The organism is Pseudomonas sp. C5pp (genome assembly GCF_000814065.1).
GTDB lineage: Bacteria > Pseudomonadota > Gammaproteobacteria > Pseudomonadales > Pseudomonadaceae > Aquipseudomonas > Aquipseudomonas asiatica.
On the sequence record NZ_JWLN01000010.1, the window covers coordinates 162,559 to 178,970 of the forward strand.

Genomic DNA, 16,412 nt, shown 5'->3' on the forward strand with positions numbered 1-16,412 from the left:
AAACCTGGGGCCGCTTCGCGCCCCATCGCGACACAAGGCCGCTCCTACAGGGACCGCGCCTGCTGGTCAGGCCTGCAATATTGTTCAATACGGCATGAGCGCCGAGGGGCAGAGTCAGGCTTTACGCCAGAGCAACCTCACCCAATGCAACAGTTTCTGATCATCGCCCTCGCCCACTTCCTCGCCCTGCTCTCTCCCGGCCCGGACTTCTTCCTGGTCGCACGCACCTCGGTCAGCGCCGGCTGGCGCGTCGCGAGCGGCGCCTGTCTGGGTATCGCCCTCGCCAATGGCGTGTTCATCGCCATGGCTTTCACCGGCCTGTCGGTACTGCAGGAAGGCAGCCTCCTGTTCACAACCCTGCAACTGGCCGGCGCCAGCTACCTGCTGTACATCGGCACCCTGTTCCTGCGCCATGCCGGGCAAACCAGCCTGGGCACAGTCGCTGGCAAACAGACCGCCCAAGGGTGGTGGCGGGGATTGGGCATGGGGTTCCTGTCCGGTATCCTCAATCCCAAGAATGCTCTGTTCTATGCCAGCCTGGTCAGCATGGTCGCCAGCGCCAGCATTGCCTGGAAGGCAACCTGTGCCCTGTGGATGTTCAGCATCGTGCTGCTGTGGGACTTGCTGGTTGCCGTGGCCATCGGCAACCCGCTGGTGCTGCGGCGCTTCGCCCGCAGCCTGCCCTGGCTGGAACGGGCCTCCGGGGCCATGCTGGTGCTATTGGCTATGGCACTGTTGTTTCACCTGGCCTGGGGCTGACCAGTTGCAGGGTGCGCATGTCCATCAAGGTGAAATGGCCACTGGCCCAGCCGCCAGTGTCCAGGTGCCAGACGTTGCCAAGCAGCTTGGCCTCCAGCACCGGTGTGTGGCCCACCAACAAGGCACGCAGGCCCTGCACGGGCGCGGTATCGCCTACCTTCAGGCGCCGCCGCGACCATTGGCACACTTCCCGTACCTGCGGGTCGTCATCCAGTTCCAGCCAGGTCCTCAACACCGTCCAGTCGGCGTACGGGCTGTCGGCATGCAGCAGGCCTACCAGGCCGGCCGCACTTTCAACCTCTATCGCGATCGGCAGCTGCTCGAAGCGCTCCACGAAACGTAACTGCCGAGCCCTCGGCAGGTCCAGAAACCAGCCCCCCCCGGCGGCGCGGTACATGTCCAGATCGAGCCGCCCGCCGCGCACGCGGGTAATCGCCAGGGCCTCATGATTACCTTGCACGGCATGGAACCAGGGCTGCGCCAGCCAATCCAGCGCCGCCTCGCTGTCCGGGCCACGGTCGACCAGGTCCCCCACGCTGAACAGGCGGTCCACGGCCGGATCGAACCCCACCCCATCCAGGCATTCCTGCAGGCGCTGGAAGTGACCATGGATATCGCCCACCGCCAGGTCACGCCCCCGCAGATTGGCAATCAGACGCCGAAACCGTGCCATTACAATCTTCCTCTGCTGGTGCCGCCATGCCAGGGGTAAAATGGAGGCACATGCAGTCTGCCCCCGGAGGTGCATCATGCGTACCGCCCTCGTGTGTGCCGTGCTCATGGCGCTGTCACTGGACAGCATGGCACAAGGTGCCCCGGCCGCGCAGGTCGAGGTACGTTTCGAGCATCCGGAAAAATTCCGCGATGCCAGCCTCGACAGCCACGGGTACGAGCGTGGCGCCGACGCCTATGTGATGAAAACCTTGACCCAGTACCTGCAGAAGCTTGGCCAGCGCTACCTGCAACCTGGCCAGCAACTGGTCATCGACATCCGCGACATCGACCTGGCCGGGCGTTTCGAACCCTGGCACAGCCAGGCCTACGATGTACGCTTCATGCGCGAAATCACCTGGCCGACCATCGACCTCAGCTACACCCTCAGCCAACCGGGCAAACCCGACCAGCAGGCGCAGGAAAGGGTCAGCGACAAGATGTACCTCAGCCGCCCGGGCCGGGTCACGAGCAGCAGCGACCGCCTGTATGCCGAAAAGGCCATGCTCGACGACTGGTTCCGCCAGCGTTTCGCCGTCCACCCGGCATCCTGAAAATCCCTTCACTGGTACAGGCGTTGGTGACGGTAGTATGCTCGGCCCTTCAACCTGTACCAGGGAAGGGTTTTTCATGAAGTTGTGCGCCGTGCAACTGGCGTCGCTCAAGGGCGATGTGCAAGCCAACCTCGAACGCCACCTGGTCTGCATCGAACAGGCCGCGGCCGTTGGTGCCGAACTGGTGGTATTTCCCGAACTGTCGCTGACCGGCTATGAACCAACCCTCGCGCGCCAGGCCGCCCTGCCAGTCAGTTCGGCACGGCTGGACCCGCTGCAGGCAGCCTGCGACCGGTTTGGTATCACTGTCGCAGCGGGCCTGCCACTGCCGACCCCTGATGGCATTCGTATCGGCATGCCAATCCTCAGCCCCGGTGTACCGCGCCAAGCCTATGCCAAGCGGCGCCTGCATGATGATGAACTGCCCTGGTTCACCCCAGGCGATCAAGCCTTGCTGCTGCAGGTGGGCGTGCACCGGGTAGCGCCTGCGATCTGCTACGAATCGATGTTCATGGCGCATGCGGCAGCCGCGCGGGAACACGGCGCCGACCTGTACCTGGTCAGTGTGGCTAAAACTGCCAAGGGCATTCGCGAGGGTTACCTGCACTACTCCGAGGTGGCTCGAGAGCTGGGCATGGCAGTGTTGCTGGCCAACTGCGTGGGGCCGGCCGACACCTTCATCGGCGCTGGCGGCTCGGCGGCGTGGGACAGCCAGGGGCGCTTGCTGGCCAGCCTGGACGACCACAGCGAAGGGCTGATCGTGCTGGACACCGCCAGCGCCAGTGCCATTGCGGTGCCCTTGGTCCCGCACCCGTCATGATCTATCTGTTCCTGGCGTTGCTGAGCTACGCCTGTACCTACTACCTGACGGGGCTGCTCATCCATGGGCAACTGGCCGATATAGCCGAGGGCTTGCGCCACCGGCCTGATGCGCCGACACCCGGCGAGTATCTGCGTGCAGTCAAGCCGCATGCGCGCCGGGCCCATCGTCAGTACACCCTGATGGCCGGCTCGGCGTTGGCCCTGCTGGTCTGTCTGGCCGCCAGCTGGTTCTGCTGACATCTACAGGTCCAGTGCCAGGCTTTGCCGGCCTTCCAGCGCCAGCAGGTACTGCTTTGCCGCGAGGCCACCGGCAAAGCCGGTCAGGCTGCCAGATGCACCGATTACCCGATGACACGGGGCGATGATCGAAATCGGGTTGCGGCCATTGGCGGCGCCTACCGCGCGCACCGCGCTAGGGTTGCCGATCTGCCGGGCGATGTCGCTGTAGCTGCGGGTTTCACCGAACGGTATCGCCAGCAGCGCAGCCCACACCTGACGCTGGAATTCGGTACCGGCAAAATCCAGCGCCAGGTCGAAGCGCTGGCGCTTGCCGGCAAAGTACTCGCCGAGCTGGCGAGCGGTTTCCAGCAGTACCGGGCACTGGTCATCACGGTGCAGGGCACCAAGGCGCACGCGGTTTTCCCGCTCCTCTTCCCACAGTACGGCTGCCAGGCACTCGCCACGGGCTACCAGGGTCAAGGTGCCGACGGGTGACTGCATGAAGGTGAATGCGCTGGACATAAGCAGGCCCCTGCCAGGTTGCGATCAACCTACTGTACGCATCCCCAGTTCTGCCTGCATCCGCTTTCTTGCTCAGGCAATCACGCAAGCGGAACATCGGCGTCGGCATATTGCCCGGACCAGAGTGCCCTCCACCGCGTCGCCTGCTTCGCGGGTGAACCCGCTCCCACAGGGCCCCCACCAGCTGAAGGAATGCGCCATACCTGTAGGAGCGGGCGCGCCCGCGAACACCGGCGTAGCCGGTGCCATCCACCGCGTCGCCTGCTTCGCGGGCATGCCCGCTCCCACAGGGACCCCATCAGCTGAAGGAATGCGCCGTACCTGTAGGAGCGGGCGCGCCCGCGAACACCGGCGTAGCCGGTGCCATCCTCCGCGTCGCCTGCTTCGCGGGCCTGCCCGCTCCCACAGGGACCCCATCAACTGAAGGAATACGCTGTACCTGTGGGAGCGGGTTTACCCGCGAACACCGGCGCAGCCGGTGCCATCAGCCGGGTCCCGCCAGTATTCAGAGAAATGTCTGGCGGATCCGCTTCTTGTCGATCTTGCCAACGCTGGTCTTGGGGATCTCGTCCACGCAACGCAAATGCCACGGTATCGCCCATTTGTTCAGGTGCCCGCTATCGACAAACGGCTGCAGATGCCCTGCCAATGCCGCCTGGTCGAACTGCATGCCGTCACAACGGACCACCAAGGCCAAGGGTTGCTCACCCCACTGCGGGTCCGGGATGCCGATCACTGCCACCGAAGCGACAGCCGGGTGCTGGCTGATCAGGTTTTCCAGCGCCACCGAGCTGACCCACTCGCCTCCGGTCTTGATCACATCCTTGATCCGGTCACGAATGCGCACCACACCCGCAGGGTCGATGCAGGCCAGGTCGCCAGTATGCATCCAGCCCCCCAGCCACAACGCGGCACCCTGCTCCGGTTCATGCAGATAGCCCTGGGTCAGCCACGGGGCACGCACCACGATTTCACCCAGGCTCTCGCCGTCGCGGGGCACATCAATGCCTTCAGCGTCGACGATGCGCAGGTCCACCAGGGCGATCGGCACGCCAGCATCGATACGCAGCGGCAGTTGTTGCGCCATCGGCAATGCCAGCAGCTCGGCACTCAGGTGGGTGATGCTGAGCAGCGGGCAGCTTTCCGACATGCCGTAGCCACAATGCACGCTGATGCCGCGCTCGCTGGCACGCTGCGCCAGGCCCAGGGTCAGGGCGCTGCCGCCCAGCAGCATCTTCCAACCGCTCAGGTCGGCGCGGCGCCCTTCCTCGCTGTCGAGCATCATCTGCAGCACCGTGGGCACGCAATGGGAGAACGTCACGCCCTCGTCGCGGTACAGGCGCACCAGGCGGTTGGGCTCGTAGCGCCCCGGGTAGACCTGCTTGATGCCCAGTGCCGTGGCCACATAGGGCACGCCCCAGGCATGCACATGGAACATCGGCGTAATGGGCATGTACACGTCGCCGCTGCGCAGCAGCGGTACCTCGCCACAGGCAGCCAGGGTGCCCTGCTCGACCAGGGTATGCAGCACCAGTTGCCGGTGGCTGAAGTACACGCCCTTGGGGTTGCCGGTGGTACCGCTGGTGTAGAACAGCGTGGCCAGCGAGTGCTCGTCGAAATCGGCGAAGTCGAACTGTGGCTCGGCAGCCGCCAGCAGCGCTTCGTACTCACCCAGCAACGGCACATCTTGCGTTGCCGGGCCGCCTTCGCCGAGGCGAATGAAACCCTCGACCGTCGGCAAGTCATCGCGCAGTTGCGCCATCAACGGCAGGAAGTCGTCATGCACCAGTACCAGGCGGTCCTCGGCATGGTTCATGGTGTAGCGCACCTGCTCGGTGGACAGCCGTACGTTTACCGTGTGCAGCACCGCACCCAGCATCGGTACGGCGAAGAAGCATTCAAGGGCCCGATGGCTGTCCCAGTCGAGCAAGGCCACGGTGTCGCCAGGCTTGACCCCGGCGGCGGTCAGTACATTGGCCAGCCGCTGGATGCGTTCGAGCAGCGTGGTGTAGGTGTAGCGCAGCTTGTCGGCGTAGACGATTTCCTGGTTGGGCTGGTAGCGCACGCCCGACAGCAGCAGGCGCTTGATCAGCAGCGGATAGGCGTAGGCCTGCTCTGCCGCAGGCATGATGCGAGTGGTGATCATGTCGGCGGCCTTCACAGTTGCCCGGCCTCGAGCAGGTACAGGCTGTCGCTACCGGCCCTGACGCTGGCGCTCAGCGAATGAATGCGTGGCAGCAGGCGGGCAAAGTAGAACCGCGCGGTGGCCAGCTTGCTCAGGTGGAACGGCTCGGGGGCCGCATGGCACTGGCATACCACGGCCATGCGTGCCCACAGGTAGGCGTAGAAGGTGTAGCCAAACACCTGCAGGTATTCCACCGCCGCCGCGCCCAGCTCACGCGGGTTGCCCTGGGCCCGATCGAGCAACCAGGCGGTCAGCTCGTCGAGGTTGCGCACGGCAGCCAGCAGCGGCGCGCCGAACTCGGCGCACGCCGCGGGCAGCGTCTCGACAAAGGCAGTAATTTCATCGGACACGCTGCGATAGGCCTGGCCGCCATCGGCAAACAGTTTACGCCCCACCAGGTCGAGGGCCTGGATGCCATTGGTGCCTTCGTAGATCTGGGTAATGCGGCAGTCGCGGATCAACTGCTCCTGGCCCCATTCGCGGATATAGCCATGACCGCCCAGCACCTGCTGGCCGTGCACGGTGGTTTCCAGCCCCATGTCGGTTAGGAAGGCCTTGGCCACTGGCGTGAGCAATGCCACCTTGGCCTCGGCCTGGGCGCGTGCGACCGGGGCCTCGCTGTATCTGGCCAGGTCCAGCTGCAGTGCCACATAGGTAGAGAAGGCCCGCCCGCCTTCGTTCAGCGCTTTCATGGTCAGCAGCATGCGCCGCACATCCGGGTGGACGACGATCGGGTCAGCGGCTTGCCCCGGCGCTTCGGCCCCCGTCGGCGCACGGCCCTGCTGGCGATCACGGGCATAGGCAATGGCGCCCTGGTAGGAGCGTTCGCCCAGGGCCAGGCCCTGGATACCTACGCCAAGGCGCTCGTAATTCATCATGGTGAACATCGCGTTGAGGCCCTTGTTCGGCTCGCCGACCAGGTAGCCGATTGCACCGTCGAAGTTCATCACACAGGTGGCAGAGGCCTTGATGCCCATCTTGTGCTCGATCGACCCGCAACTCACCGCATTGGCCTCGCCCAGCACGCCGTCGGCGTCAACCAGCACCTTGGGCACCAGGAACAGCGATATGCCCTTGGGCCCGGCGGGCGCATCCGGCAGCCGCGCCAGCACCAGGTGGATGATGTTCTCGGTCAGGTCCTGCTCACCGCCAGTGATGAAGATCTTGGTCCCGCTGATGCGGTAGCGGCCATCGGCAACCGGCTCGGCGCGGGTGCGAATCAGGCCAAGGTCGGTGCCAGCGTGCGGCTCGGTCAGGCACATCGAACCGGTCCAGCGCCCTTGGTACATGGGCGGCAGGTACAGCGCCTTCAACGGCTCGCTGGCATGGTTGAGCAGCGCCAGGCAGGCCCCGGCAGTCAGCATCGGGTACAGGCCGAACGACAGGTTGGCGGCATTGAGCATTTCTTCGAGCTGGGCACCGATCACTTTCGGCATGCCCATGCCCCCATATTCCGGGGCACCGGCCACACCCACCCAGCCATCCGCGGCAAATGCCCGGTAGGCGTCGGCGAAGCCATCCGGGGTGTGTACCTGGCCGGCCTCCCAGCGGCAGCCCTGCTCGTCGCCACTGCGGTTGAGCGGCGCCACCACCTCGGCAATCAGCCGGCCGGCCTGTTCGAGCACGGCCCGGGCTGTGTCGCCATCGACCTGCTCGGCCAGCGCGGGCGTTTGCGCCCACCAGGCCGGGATGTCGAACACTTCGTTGAACAGAAAATCCATGTCGCGCAGTGGCGGAAGGTAATCAGACATGAGGCGAACACTCGGTTTCTTGGGTTTGCGGAAGCGACGTGGCCTGGACCTCGGCAGGTGCCGGGGCGGCCTGGCCACGCAGGAGGAAATGCGACAACGCGGGGATCAACACCAGCGCACCGAGCATGTTCCACAGGAACATGAAGGTCAGCAGCAGGCCCATGTCGGCCTGGAACTTGATCGGCGACCAGGCCCAGCCGACCACACCGGCCGCCAGGGTAATGCCGACCAGCCCGACCACCCGGCCGGTGAAAGCCACGGCTTTCTGGTAGGCCTGGGCCAGGCTCAACCCGGCGCGCTGGTAGTGCAGTTGCACGCTGAGCAGATACAGCGCGTAATCCACGCCAATACCTACGCCCAGGGCGATCACCGGCAAGGTGGCGACCTTGACGCCAATGCCCATGGCTACCATCAGCGCTTCGCACAGCACCGAGGTGAGCATCAGCGGCAGGATCGCCACCAGCGTGGCGCGCCAGCTACGGAAGGTGAACAGGCAGAACAGCGTGACCGCCAGGTACACCAGCAACAGCATGCGGTGGTTGGCCTCGCGGACCACCACGTTGGTGGCAGCCTCGATGCCGGCACTGCCGGCGGCCAGCAGGAACTGCTGTTCGGCGCTGCTGTTGGCCTGGGCAAAACGCTCGGCCACGGCGGCCACCTGGGCCAGGGTGTCGGCGCGGTGGTCCTTGAGGTAGGCGATTACCGGCATCAGCGAGCAGTCGTTGTTGAACAACTCGGGGGCGTTGACCGAGGCCTGCTGGGCGGCGTAGTTGAGCACGTCCTGGTTGCGCTGCAGGCTGTTCAGGCGCGGGTTGCCTTCATAGGTGCCGGCGGTGATCTGGCGCACGGCGTTGGCCAGCGACACGGTGGTCTGCACACCCGGCAATTGCTGCAGCTCCCAGGCCAGGCGGTCGGCAAGCACCAGCGTCTGGTATTGCAGGCAGCCTTCCGGCGCGGTCTTGACCATGACCGCGAAGGTGTCGCTGGACAGCGCGTAGTGCTGGGTGATGTAGGCGTTGTCGAGGTTGTAGCGGGAGTCGGCGCGCAGTTCGGGGGCTCCGCTGTCGAGGTCGCCGATTTTCAGTTGCAGGCTGCCCCAGATGCCGAGGGCGCCCAGGGCCAGGGCCGCCAGCAATGCGGCGCTGGCACATTTGCGTTCGGTGAAGCGGTCGAGCAGGTCCCACAGCCGGCCGAAACCTCGGTGTTGGGCTGCGCGGGCGTCGATATGCAGGGCCCGTTCGGCAGCCTTGCGGCCAACACCAACATAAGACAGCGCCACCGGCATCAGCAGCAGCGAGGTGAAGATCAGCACCGCCACGCCGATGCTGGCGGTGATGGCCAGGTCCTGGATCACCGGGATGTCGATCAGCATCAGCACGGCAAAGCCCACCGCATCCGCCAGCAACGCAGTCACCCCGGCCACGAACAGGCGGCGGAAGGTATAGCGCGCTGCCACCTGGCGGTGAGTGCCACGGCCGATGTCCTGAAGGATGCCGTTCATCTTCTGCGCCGCGTGGGATACGCCGATGGCAAAGATCAGGAATGGCACCAGGATCGAATACGGGTCGATGGCATAGCCCAGCCAGGCGACGATGCCCAGCTGCCACACCACCGCGGTCAGCGAACACAGCACCACCAGCAGGGTGCTGCGCACGCAACGGGTGTAGCAGTAGATGATCAGCAGGCTGGTCAGCACCGCCAGGGCGAAGAACGCCATCACCTGGATCAGCCCGTCGATCAGGTCGCCCATCAGCTTGGCGAAGCCGATCACATGGATGCGGTACTGGCCGCTGGCCTGGTACTGGCTGCGCAGTTGTTCGAGCTTCTGCGAGAAGGCGTGGTAGTCGAGGCCTTTGCCGGTAGCCGAATCCTGGTCGAGCAGCGGCACGACCAGCATGCTCGATTTGAAGTCGCGCGCCACCAGGCTGCCGACAATGTTGGCGCGCTCGATGTTCTGCCGCAGCTGCTCGATGTCACCCGCAGCGCCCTGGTAGCTGTCGGGCATCACCGGGCCGCCCTGGAAGCCCTCCTCGGTCACCTCGGTCCAGCGCACCGCCGGGCTCCACAGCGACTTCACCCAGGCCCGGTCCACGCCCTGGCTGAGGAACAGCTCGTCGTTGATGTGGCGCAGGGTCTGCAGGTAGCCCGGGTCGAAGATGTCGCCCTGGGTGTTCTCCACCACCACCCGCACCGCGTTGCCCAAGCCACGCAGTGATGGGCGGTTTTCCAGGTAGTTCTGGATGTAGGGGTGGCTCTGCGGCAGCATCTTGTCGAAACTGGGGCGCAGCTCCAGGCGGGTCAGCGCCATGTAGCCCAGCACCAGGGTCGCCAATAGCATGCACAGCAGGAACGGCAGGCGATGGTTGAACACCAGGCGCTCCAGGCAATTGCCCGAGCGTGGGTCGAAATCGTCGAGGTTGCGGATTACCGGCAGGGTGTCTTGGCGGGTAGCGGCCATCAGGGTCTTCTCTTGTTATGGGTGCAGCGTGGGGTTGCCGGGCTGGTTGCGCACGCCCCGCTCGCCGACCAGTACCAGGCCGTTGCCGGTATCGGTGGCGAGCGCGGTCACCGGGCCACGGGCGCTTTGCGGCACCGGGCTGAAGCTGGCGCCATCATCCCGGCTGAGCAGCAGGTCGCCAGCCTGGCTGGCCAGCCATAGCTGGCCGTCACGGTCGACACCGGCGGCGGTGAGGCTGGTGTTCACACCCGTGCTGACCGGTTGCCACTGCCGGCCGCCATCGGTGCTGCGGTAGGCATGCCCACGCAGGCCGTAGACCACCAGTACGCCAGGCTTGCCGACAGCACCGAACAGTGTGCCGGCGTAGGGTGTCTCGACACGGCTGAAGCGCTCACCGTCCTGCTTCAGCAGCAGGCCTTGCTCGCCGGTGATGTACAGCTCGTCACCCACCGCGGCGAGGCTGGTCAGGTGCAGGCCTTGCGGGTTATCGCTGTGGTCGAGCCAGGGCTGCCAGTGCTCGCCGCCATCAACGGTGCGCAACAGCAGGTTGAACACGCCGACCGCATAGCCATTGCGGGCATCGCTGAACCACACGTCGAGCAAGGCATTGTCGCTACCCGTGCCCGGCAGTTGCTCGGCCAGTGCCCGGCCATCCAGCTGCTTTTGCCAGTGCACGCCACCATCGCGGCTGTGCAGCACCACGCCATCGTGGCCAACCGCCCAGCCCAGCTCGGGCGTGGCGAAGCTCACGGCATTCAGGTCGGCGCTGACCGGCACCTGGGCCTGCTGCCAGTGCGCGCCGTGATCGTCGGAGTACAGGATGTGCCCTCGCGGGCCCACTGCGACCAGGCGCTGGCCGGCCAGGGTGACATCGCGCAAGGCGCTGCTGGCGACCAGGGCGCTGGGCCTGGCGGGCAGGTCCAGCACATCGGTGAAGGGCGCAGCCTGGGCCGCGCCCTGCAGCGCGGCCAAAGCCAGAACCACCACGCTGCATCGTTTGAAGACAGACATTGCCACCTCTGCTCCGTGCGTTCAGCGAATGCCGTTGCCGGCCAGCGACTCGGGCGACCACTGGGTTTTCGACAGTGGGTCGATATAGCGGATACCGCCGTAGGCACCGACCACGCCATTGAGGTTGTAGGTGCCGCCGATCAGGTCGTAGATCATGAACGGCGTGGCGTCCGGGGTCTGCTTGTCATAGCTCTGGGTGAGGAAGGCGAACGAGCCGCGGTACAGCTGACCACGGGCGTCGTACTGGTCCGAGGCCAGGGCGATCCAGCTGTCTTCGTCGAGGTAGAAGCGGCGCTTGTGGTAGATATGGCGCGCACCGTCCTTGAGCTTGCCTTCCACCACCCACACCCGGTGCTTCTCCCAACGCACGAACTGCGGCGCCAGGTGGTTGGGGGTGATCACCTGCTTGACGTCGGTGTTGTAGGTCAGCTGGTAGGTGTTGTACGGCACGTACATTTCCTGCTTGCCGACCAGGGTCCAGTCGTAGCGGTCCAGTGCACCGTTGAAGACGAACACGTCATCGTAGGTACCCGAACCCGAAGTGCCCGGGTTGGGCGTGTCGTAGGCGAGGTTCGGTGCCAGCTTGACCCGGCGCTGGCCCGGCAGGTACTGCCAGGCGCTGCGTGGCTGCACCAGCGGGTTGGCGGCATCGCGCAGCATCATCGCTTCGCCGGCACGGCGTGCGGGCCCGGTGTACACCAGTTTCATCTGGTAGTAGGTGTCCTTGGCACCGATCGGCTTCGTCATGTCCTCGTAGATCGGGTAGCTGATATTGGCCTGGCCGGTGGTCGACAGCGATGGCTTGCCGGCAGCGTCGACGTTCCACGAGTCGTACTTGGCAGTCATGCTCACGCCCTGATAGCGCAGCAGGAAGTTCCACATGGCCTCGGCGCCGTTCTGCGGAATGGGGAACGGGATACCCGGCAGCACGTTGTCCACTGCCGTACCGCCCTCCTTGCTGTTGGCGGCAGTGGCGTTCTTGCGGGTGTTGTCCAGTACCGCTTGCGGCAGCGCCACGCTACGGTGGGTCGGGTACACATCGACGCGGTAGCTGGGGTAGCGTTTGAGCAGTTCCAGGGTGGTGGCGGTCAGTTGGCCCTTGTACTGCTCGGCGTTCTTGCCATCGATGACCAGCAGCGGCTTGTCGCTGGCGAACGGGTCGGGGCGCATGCTGGCGCCGCTCTGGTAGCTGGCTGGCGGCGTCAGCAGGCCGCCCTGGTAGGCCGGGATGGAGCCATCGGCATTGCCGGCCTTTTCCGCGCCGATGGCGGTCAGGCTGGTGCCCAGGCGCGCGGCCTGGTCAGTGGAAACGGCGGCCTGGGCAGCATTCAGGGCGGCCAGCGACAGGCACGAGGCCAGCAGGGTACGTACGAAATTCATGATGGTTGTCTTCCTGTGTAGGCTGTAGGAAACATGACTCAGAAGGTCGTCTTGACGGTCAGGTACAGAGCGCCACGGTCCTCGGTGGTGGCACCACCGCCGGAGAAGGAGGCGTAGCCGCCGCCGTAGCAGGTGTAATCCTGTTCGCCGTCCAGGGCGTTGGGGGTGCTGCCGTCGGTCTGGCCGTCCTTGCAGGCCTTGGTCTCACCGAAACTGTCGACGTACTTGAGGTCGACGAAGTACTGGTTGTAGATCGCGGCGCTCACGCCCACCGCATAGTTGCCGGTGTTCTCGGCGCCACCGCCCTGCACCGGCGACACGCCGTCGAGGCCGACGTTGACCGACAGCGGCATGCTCAGGTCCATGCCCGGCAGCACCTGGTACCAGGTAGGGGTGAAGTTGACCGCGATGCCCCAGTTGTCGCGGGTGGCCTTGTCGATGCCGCGGTAGCTGCTCTTGCCCTTGTACAAGGCCTCGTTGTGGCTATCGAGCTTGAGCAGGTTGCTGTAGAACAGCTCGCCAAGCAGGGTTGCCGAATCGAACAGCGGCGTATCGCCAATGGTCATCAGGCCGTTCAAGGTCCAGTGCAAGGTGTCGCCGGTGGCGCTCAGGCCGTCGCCATCCTTGGGCACGTCGTAGATCACCCCGCTGCTGGGCAGGCGTGCCGGCAGCAGGCCGAAGCCGCCGCCCAGGCCACCCTGGCCGGGGGCGCTGACGATTGCCGGGATGCTCGCCAGCGGCATGTTGTGGCGGATGTTCAGGTCGCTGCCGACACTGATGCCGCCCACATCCTTGGACAGGCTCAGGCCATAGATGTCGATGTCGTCGGAATAGGCAAACTGGTAGGTAGTGCTTTGCAGCGAGTTGTACAGGTTGCCGACTGCACCTTGGCGGCTGCCCGGCGGGTTGCCGAACGGGCCGTTGGCGACGGTCATGCCGCGCGCGTCGAGCCAGGCCTGCGGGAGGATCTCGGAGGTCTTGCGGTAGTAGAAACCGAGAGTGCCGCCCAGCCACTCCGGCGACCACTTGGCCATGATGCCCCAGTCGCCGCTCTTGCCTGGGTTCAGGTCATGGCCACGGCGGATGGTGGTCAGCGCACCGCGCACCGGGATCAACCCGGGGGTACCAGTGTGGCCGAGCAGGAAGCTTTGGGCGCCCTCGCCTACCACGTCCGAGCCGCCATAATAGGTACCGGCTTCGGGCAGGCGGGCGGCGTCCCAGTCGAAGAAGTACTGGGCGCCCAGGGTCAGTTCAGAGTTGACCAGGAACGAGGTCGACAGCTGGTTGCGCGGCACGAACAGCTCCTTGGCCTCGGTGCCCGGCGAAGCGGCCAGCTTGGCCAGGTCGAGGCCCGACTGGCCGTAGCTCAGCGAATGGACCGGGTTGAGCAGGGTTTCACCCCAGAACAGGTTGTGCTGGCCCAGCTTGGCGCTGACCTGCGAGGCCTCGCCGACTTCACGGCTGAAGAACACGAAGGCATCCAGCACTTCACCGGACGGGCCGCTGTAGTAACGCTGGGCGTAGTTGCTCAGGTGCGGGCTGCCCAGCGGCACACCGGTGCCGGGCAGGCCATTGAGGCTGGGGTTGATGCCGGACTGGTCACCGTTGCCGTTGACGAACGGGTTGCTATTGGAGCCGGTGTTGTCATAGGCCTTGTCGTACCAGCTGGCGGTGCTGACGCGGAACCCGGTGTTGCCCTGGTAGACCACATCCAGTTCGGTCAGCAGGTCGACCCGGTTGGTGATGTTGGTGCCGGCCTTGCGGAAGTTGTAGTCACCGTCGTTGCTGTTGGGCGTGCCCAGCATGCGCTTGTCGGCGCTTTCGGTGCGCACGCCATAGTTGTACTTGACGGTGTTGTCGAAGCGCACGGCCCAGTTTTCATTGCCGGTATCGACTTCGAACGCCTGGGCGGCGGGCAGCGTGAGCAGGCCGATGGCGCAGGCGAGCAGGCAGCGCTGTGGTTTCACAGCACGGTAAATGCGGTGTTCTGGCATTACGATGGCTCCACGTATTGTTATTGTTTTTTTCGCCGCCCGTCTTTTGCGAGCGTGGCTGGGGCGTCCATGCGCTATTGCAGGTTGGGCTGGTCCAGTCGCTGGATGAACGCCTCGGCCTGCGGCCAGGGGCCGAAGCCGGAGGCCGGGTTGAGGTGGCCGACGGCCCCCAGCTCGACCAGCTCGCTACCCCAGCCTTGGGCCAGGCTGCTGGCTGCGGCAAAGCTGGCCAGGTGGTCGTTGCTGCTGGCCGCGACAATGCTGGGGAACGGCAGCGGCGCCTGGGGCAATGGCGACCAGCCGTGCTCGGCCAGGCTGGCCGGGCTTGGGTAGTGGGCCGGCCATTGCGCGTTCAGGTCGGGCGGCGCCGCCAACAATGCACCCTTGATCGGCCGCCGGTAGCGCGCCGCCCAGTGGGCGACCATCAGCACGCCGGCGCTGTGCGCCACCAGGATCACTTCACCATCGATCTGGTCCAGTTCGCGCTGGATCGCCTCGACCCGGGCTGTGCAGCTCAGGCCGTCGACCTGCAGCGGCGGTACGCTGCGCACCTTGGCCAGGCGGCCTGCGAGCAGGGTCTGCCAGTGTTCGGCGACATGGTCGCGCAGGCCGGGGACGATCAGCACGGTGGCGGTGGTTTGCAGTTTTTCCACGGTGAACCTCGTGTGCGGTGTTGCTCTTGAGGTTCACAGTAAACAGCCCACCCACCGGGTGCTTCACATTGGGCGTCAGGGGCTTTTCATTTGATGACAATGGCCAAGACAGGGCTTTGCTTTTCAATTCATGACACGCAGGCTATAAAACCAATCAGCCGCTCACTTTTTGTAGGAGCAGCCTTGTGCTGCGAAGAGGCCGTAAAGGCCATAACAGTAATGTTCGTCGTACCGGCCTCTTCGCAGCACAAGGCTGCTCCTACAAAAAAACAGCAGTTAGCCTGGAAAACATGGATAACAACAAAAAATGCCTGCCCTAGTCCGTGCCGCCAGCTTGACCAATTACCTTGAGGTGTCCCGCCACCTCGGCCTCAATCCCCATGCACTGCTGGCACAGGTTGGCCTCAGCGCCGCGTTGCTCGAAGACCCCAATCGGCGTATTCCGGTTGCCAGCGTCATCGCCTTGCTGGAAGCCTCCGCCAGCGCCACCCGCTGCGAAAGCTTCGGCCTGCGCATGGCCGAGTTGCGGCAACTGTCGGACTTCGGCGAAATAAGCCTGTTGCTCAGCCACCAGCGCACCCTACGTGATGCGCTGCAGGTGATCGTGCAGTACCGTCACCTGCTCAATGACGCCCTGGCCATTCATATCGAGGAAGCCGGCAAGACCGTGGTCATCCGTGAGGAGGTGATCAACGAACGCGCGCCCTGCAGCCGCCAGGCCACCGAGCTGGCGATCGGCGTGATGATGCGCCTGTGCGCGGCGCTGCTAGGTGCGCATTGGCACCCGATCAGCGCCAACTTCACCCACGCGCCTCCCGCCGACCTGGCCACCCACCGGCGCATTTTCGGCTGCACGCTGGTGTTCGGCAGCGAGTTCAACGGTATCGTCTGCCCAGCCGCCGACCTCGACAGCGCCAGCCCGCAGGCCAACGAGGCCATGGCGCGCCTGGCGCAGCGCTATCTGGACAGCCTGCCGGCGGGCGGCACGCCGTCCCTGGAGCTGGAGTTGCGCAAGACCATCTACCTGCTGCTGCCCATGGGCCGCGCCACCATCGAACAGGTGGCACAGACCCAGGGCATGAACGTGCGCACCCTGCAGCGGCGCCTGGAAGAAAGCGGGTTGACCTTCAAGGACCTGATCAACAGCGTGCGCCGTGACCTGGTGATGCGCTACCTGGAGAACCCCGGCTACTCGCTGGGGCGTATCGCCGACATGCTGGGTTATTCGATGCCCAGCTCGTTCACCCGCTGGTTCATCGCCCAGTTCGGCATGCCGCCGGCCAGTTGGCGGGCACAGAATTTTGATCAGATCGCGTCAGGGCCGCCAGGCGCCTGAGCTTGGATTTGCGGTGCCTGTGAGATCGAGCGCCGCGCGGGCGGCGCTCGATCTCAC

The 16,412-nt window shown here is 65.2% G+C and carries 14 protein-coding genes; 5 read left to right on the forward strand and 9 right to left on the reverse strand.

The genetic code is table 11. From position 1 onward, the window contains the following. The first annotated feature begins 144 nt into the window (after nt 1-144). Nucleotides 145-759: a LysE family translocator gene (locus RR51_RS10735; RefSeq protein WP_039613486.1), complete on the forward strand. Its 615-nt coding sequence runs from the start codon at nt 145-147 to the stop codon at nt 757-759. On the opposite strand, the gene RR51_RS10740 is transcribed toward RR51_RS10735, so the two are convergent. Further along, the gene (locus RR51_RS10740; protein WP_039613487.1) at nt 725-1,432 is read right to left on the reverse strand and encodes a metallophosphoesterase; all 708 of its coding nucleotides are present in this window, start codon (nt 1,430-1,432) and stop codon (nt 725-727) included. The genes RR51_RS10735 and RR51_RS10740 overlap by 35 nt on opposite strands. A gap of 76 nt (nt 1,433-1,508) precedes the next feature. On the opposite strand from RR51_RS10740, the gene RR51_RS10745 reads away from it, so the two are divergent. From RR51_RS10745 to RR51_RS10755, 3 genes are all read left to right on the forward strand, one after another. After that, the gene (locus tag RR51_RS10745; protein WP_038409621.1) at nt 1,509-2,024 is read left to right on the forward strand and encodes a DUF3016 domain-containing protein; all 516 of its coding nucleotides are present in this window, start codon (nt 1,509-1,511) and stop codon (nt 2,022-2,024) included. 76 nt (nt 2,025-2,100) lie between these two features. Then, nucleotides 2,101-2,844, forward strand: coding sequence for a carbon-nitrogen hydrolase family protein (locus RR51_RS10750; RefSeq protein WP_039613488.1), 744 nt, complete (start codon nt 2,101-2,103; stop codon nt 2,842-2,844). Beyond that, nucleotides 2,841-3,083 carry a hypothetical protein gene (locus RR51_RS10755; RefSeq protein WP_003258792.1) on the forward strand — a complete coding sequence of 81 codons (243 nt, stop codon included), beginning with the start codon at nt 2,841-2,843 and terminating at the stop codon, nt 3,081-3,083. The genes RR51_RS10750 and RR51_RS10755 overlap by 4 nt, the downstream gene beginning before the upstream one ends. Before the next feature lie 3 nt (nt 3,084-3,086). Here RR51_RS10755 and RR51_RS10760 read toward each other — a convergent pair whose 3' ends face one another. From RR51_RS10760 to RR51_RS10795, 8 genes are all read right to left on the reverse strand, one after another. Then, nucleotides 3,087-3,587: a methylated-DNA--[protein]-cysteine S-methyltransferase gene (locus RR51_RS10760; protein ID WP_039613489.1), complete on the reverse strand. Its 501-nt coding sequence runs from the start codon at nt 3,585-3,587 to the stop codon at nt 3,087-3,089. Between the two features lie 505 nt (nt 3,588-4,092). Further along, nucleotides 4,093-5,733 (reverse strand): fatty acid--CoA ligase, encoded by a 1,641-nt coding sequence (locus tag RR51_RS10765; protein ID WP_039613519.1) that lies wholly within the window; start codon nt 5,731-5,733, stop codon nt 4,093-4,095. Between the two features lie 11 nt (nt 5,734-5,744). Continuing rightward, the gene (locus RR51_RS10770; protein ID WP_039613490.1) at nt 5,745-7,523 is read right to left on the reverse strand and encodes an acyl-CoA dehydrogenase C-terminal domain-containing protein; all 1,779 of its coding nucleotides are present in this window, start codon (nt 7,521-7,523) and stop codon (nt 5,745-5,747) included. Beyond that, a complete protein-coding gene (locus tag RR51_RS10775; RefSeq protein ID WP_039613491.1) occupies nt 7,516-9,981 on the reverse strand; it encodes an efflux RND transporter permease subunit in 2,466 nt (821 codons plus the stop codon). Before RR51_RS10775 ends, RR51_RS10770 begins: the two co-directional genes overlap by 8 nt. Nucleotides 9,982-9,996: 15 nt before the next feature. Next, nucleotides 9,997-10,992 (reverse strand): WD40/YVTN/BNR-like repeat-containing protein, encoded by a 996-nt coding sequence (locus RR51_RS10780; RefSeq protein ID WP_024087052.1) that lies wholly within the window; start codon nt 10,990-10,992, stop codon nt 9,997-9,999. 21 nt (nt 10,993-11,013) lie between these two features. Beyond that, nucleotides 11,014-12,372 (reverse strand): DUF1329 domain-containing protein, encoded by a 1,359-nt coding sequence (locus RR51_RS10785; RefSeq protein ID WP_039613492.1) that lies wholly within the window; start codon nt 12,370-12,372, stop codon nt 11,014-11,016. Nucleotides 12,373-12,410: 38 nt separating this feature from the next. Beyond that, nucleotides 12,411-14,366: a DUF1302 domain-containing protein gene (locus tag RR51_RS10790; protein WP_025338999.1), complete on the reverse strand. Its 1,956-nt coding sequence runs from the start codon at nt 14,364-14,366 to the stop codon at nt 12,411-12,413. Between the two features lie 74 nt (nt 14,367-14,440). Beyond that, complete coding sequence (locus RR51_RS10795; RefSeq protein WP_039613493.1) at nt 14,441-15,019, reverse strand: RBBP9/YdeN family alpha/beta hydrolase; 579 nt, start codon at nt 15,017-15,019, stop codon at nt 14,441-14,443. Nucleotides 15,020-15,326: 307 nt separating this feature from the next. Here RR51_RS10795 and RR51_RS10800 point away from each other — a divergent pair, with 307 nt between their 5' ends. Then, nucleotides 15,327-16,355: an AraC family transcriptional regulator gene (locus RR51_RS10800; RefSeq protein WP_039613494.1), complete on the forward strand. Its 1,029-nt coding sequence runs from the start codon at nt 15,327-15,329 to the stop codon at nt 16,353-16,355. Nucleotides 16,356-16,412: the final 57 nt, after the last annotated feature.

What these genes read in the sequence shown, in the direction of transcription:
- RR51_RS10745 (WP_038409621.1), top strand. Translation starts at nt 1,509, where the DNA reads ATGCGTACCGCCCTCGTGTGTGCCGTGCTCATGGCGCTGTCACTGGAC.
- RR51_RS10790 (WP_025338999.1), bottom strand. Translation starts at nt 14,366, where the DNA reads ATGCCAGAACACCGCATTTACCGTGCTGTGAAACCACAGCGCTGCCTG.
- RR51_RS10765 (WP_039613519.1), bottom strand. Translation starts at nt 5,733, where the DNA reads ATGATCACCACTCGCATCATGCCTGCGGCAGAGCAGGCCTACGCCTAT.
- RR51_RS10785 (WP_039613492.1), bottom strand. Translation starts at nt 12,372, where the DNA reads ATGAATTTCGTACGTACCCTGCTGGCCTCGTGCCTGTCGCTGGCCGCC.
- RR51_RS10780 (WP_024087052.1), bottom strand. Translation starts at nt 10,992, where the DNA reads ATGTCTGTCTTCAAACGATGCAGCGTGGTGGTTCTGGCTTTGGCCGCG.
- RR51_RS10755 (WP_003258792.1), top strand. Translation starts at nt 2,841, where the DNA reads ATGATCTATCTGTTCCTGGCGTTGCTGAGCTACGCCTGTACCTACTAC.
- RR51_RS10770 (WP_039613490.1), bottom strand. Translation starts at nt 7,523, where the DNA reads ATGTCTGATTACCTTCCGCCACTGCGCGACATGGATTTTCTGTTCAAC.
- RR51_RS10735 (WP_039613486.1), top strand. Translation starts at nt 145, where the DNA reads ATGCAACAGTTTCTGATCATCGCCCTCGCCCACTTCCTCGCCCTGCTC.
- RR51_RS10760 (WP_039613489.1), bottom strand. Translation starts at nt 3,587, where the DNA reads ATGTCCAGCGCATTCACCTTCATGCAGTCACCCGTCGGCACCTTGACC.
- RR51_RS10750 (WP_039613488.1), top strand. Translation starts at nt 2,101, where the DNA reads ATGAAGTTGTGCGCCGTGCAACTGGCGTCGCTCAAGGGCGATGTGCAA.
- RR51_RS10775 (WP_039613491.1), bottom strand. Translation starts at nt 9,981, where the DNA reads ATGGCCGCTACCCGCCAAGACACCCTGCCGGTAATCCGCAACCTCGAC.
- RR51_RS10800 (WP_039613494.1), top strand. Translation starts at nt 15,327, where the DNA reads ATGCCTGCCCTAGTCCGTGCCGCCAGCTTGACCAATTACCTTGAGGTG.
- RR51_RS10740 (WP_039613487.1), bottom strand. Translation starts at nt 1,432, where the DNA reads ATGGCACGGTTTCGGCGTCTGATTGCCAATCTGCGGGGGCGTGACCTG.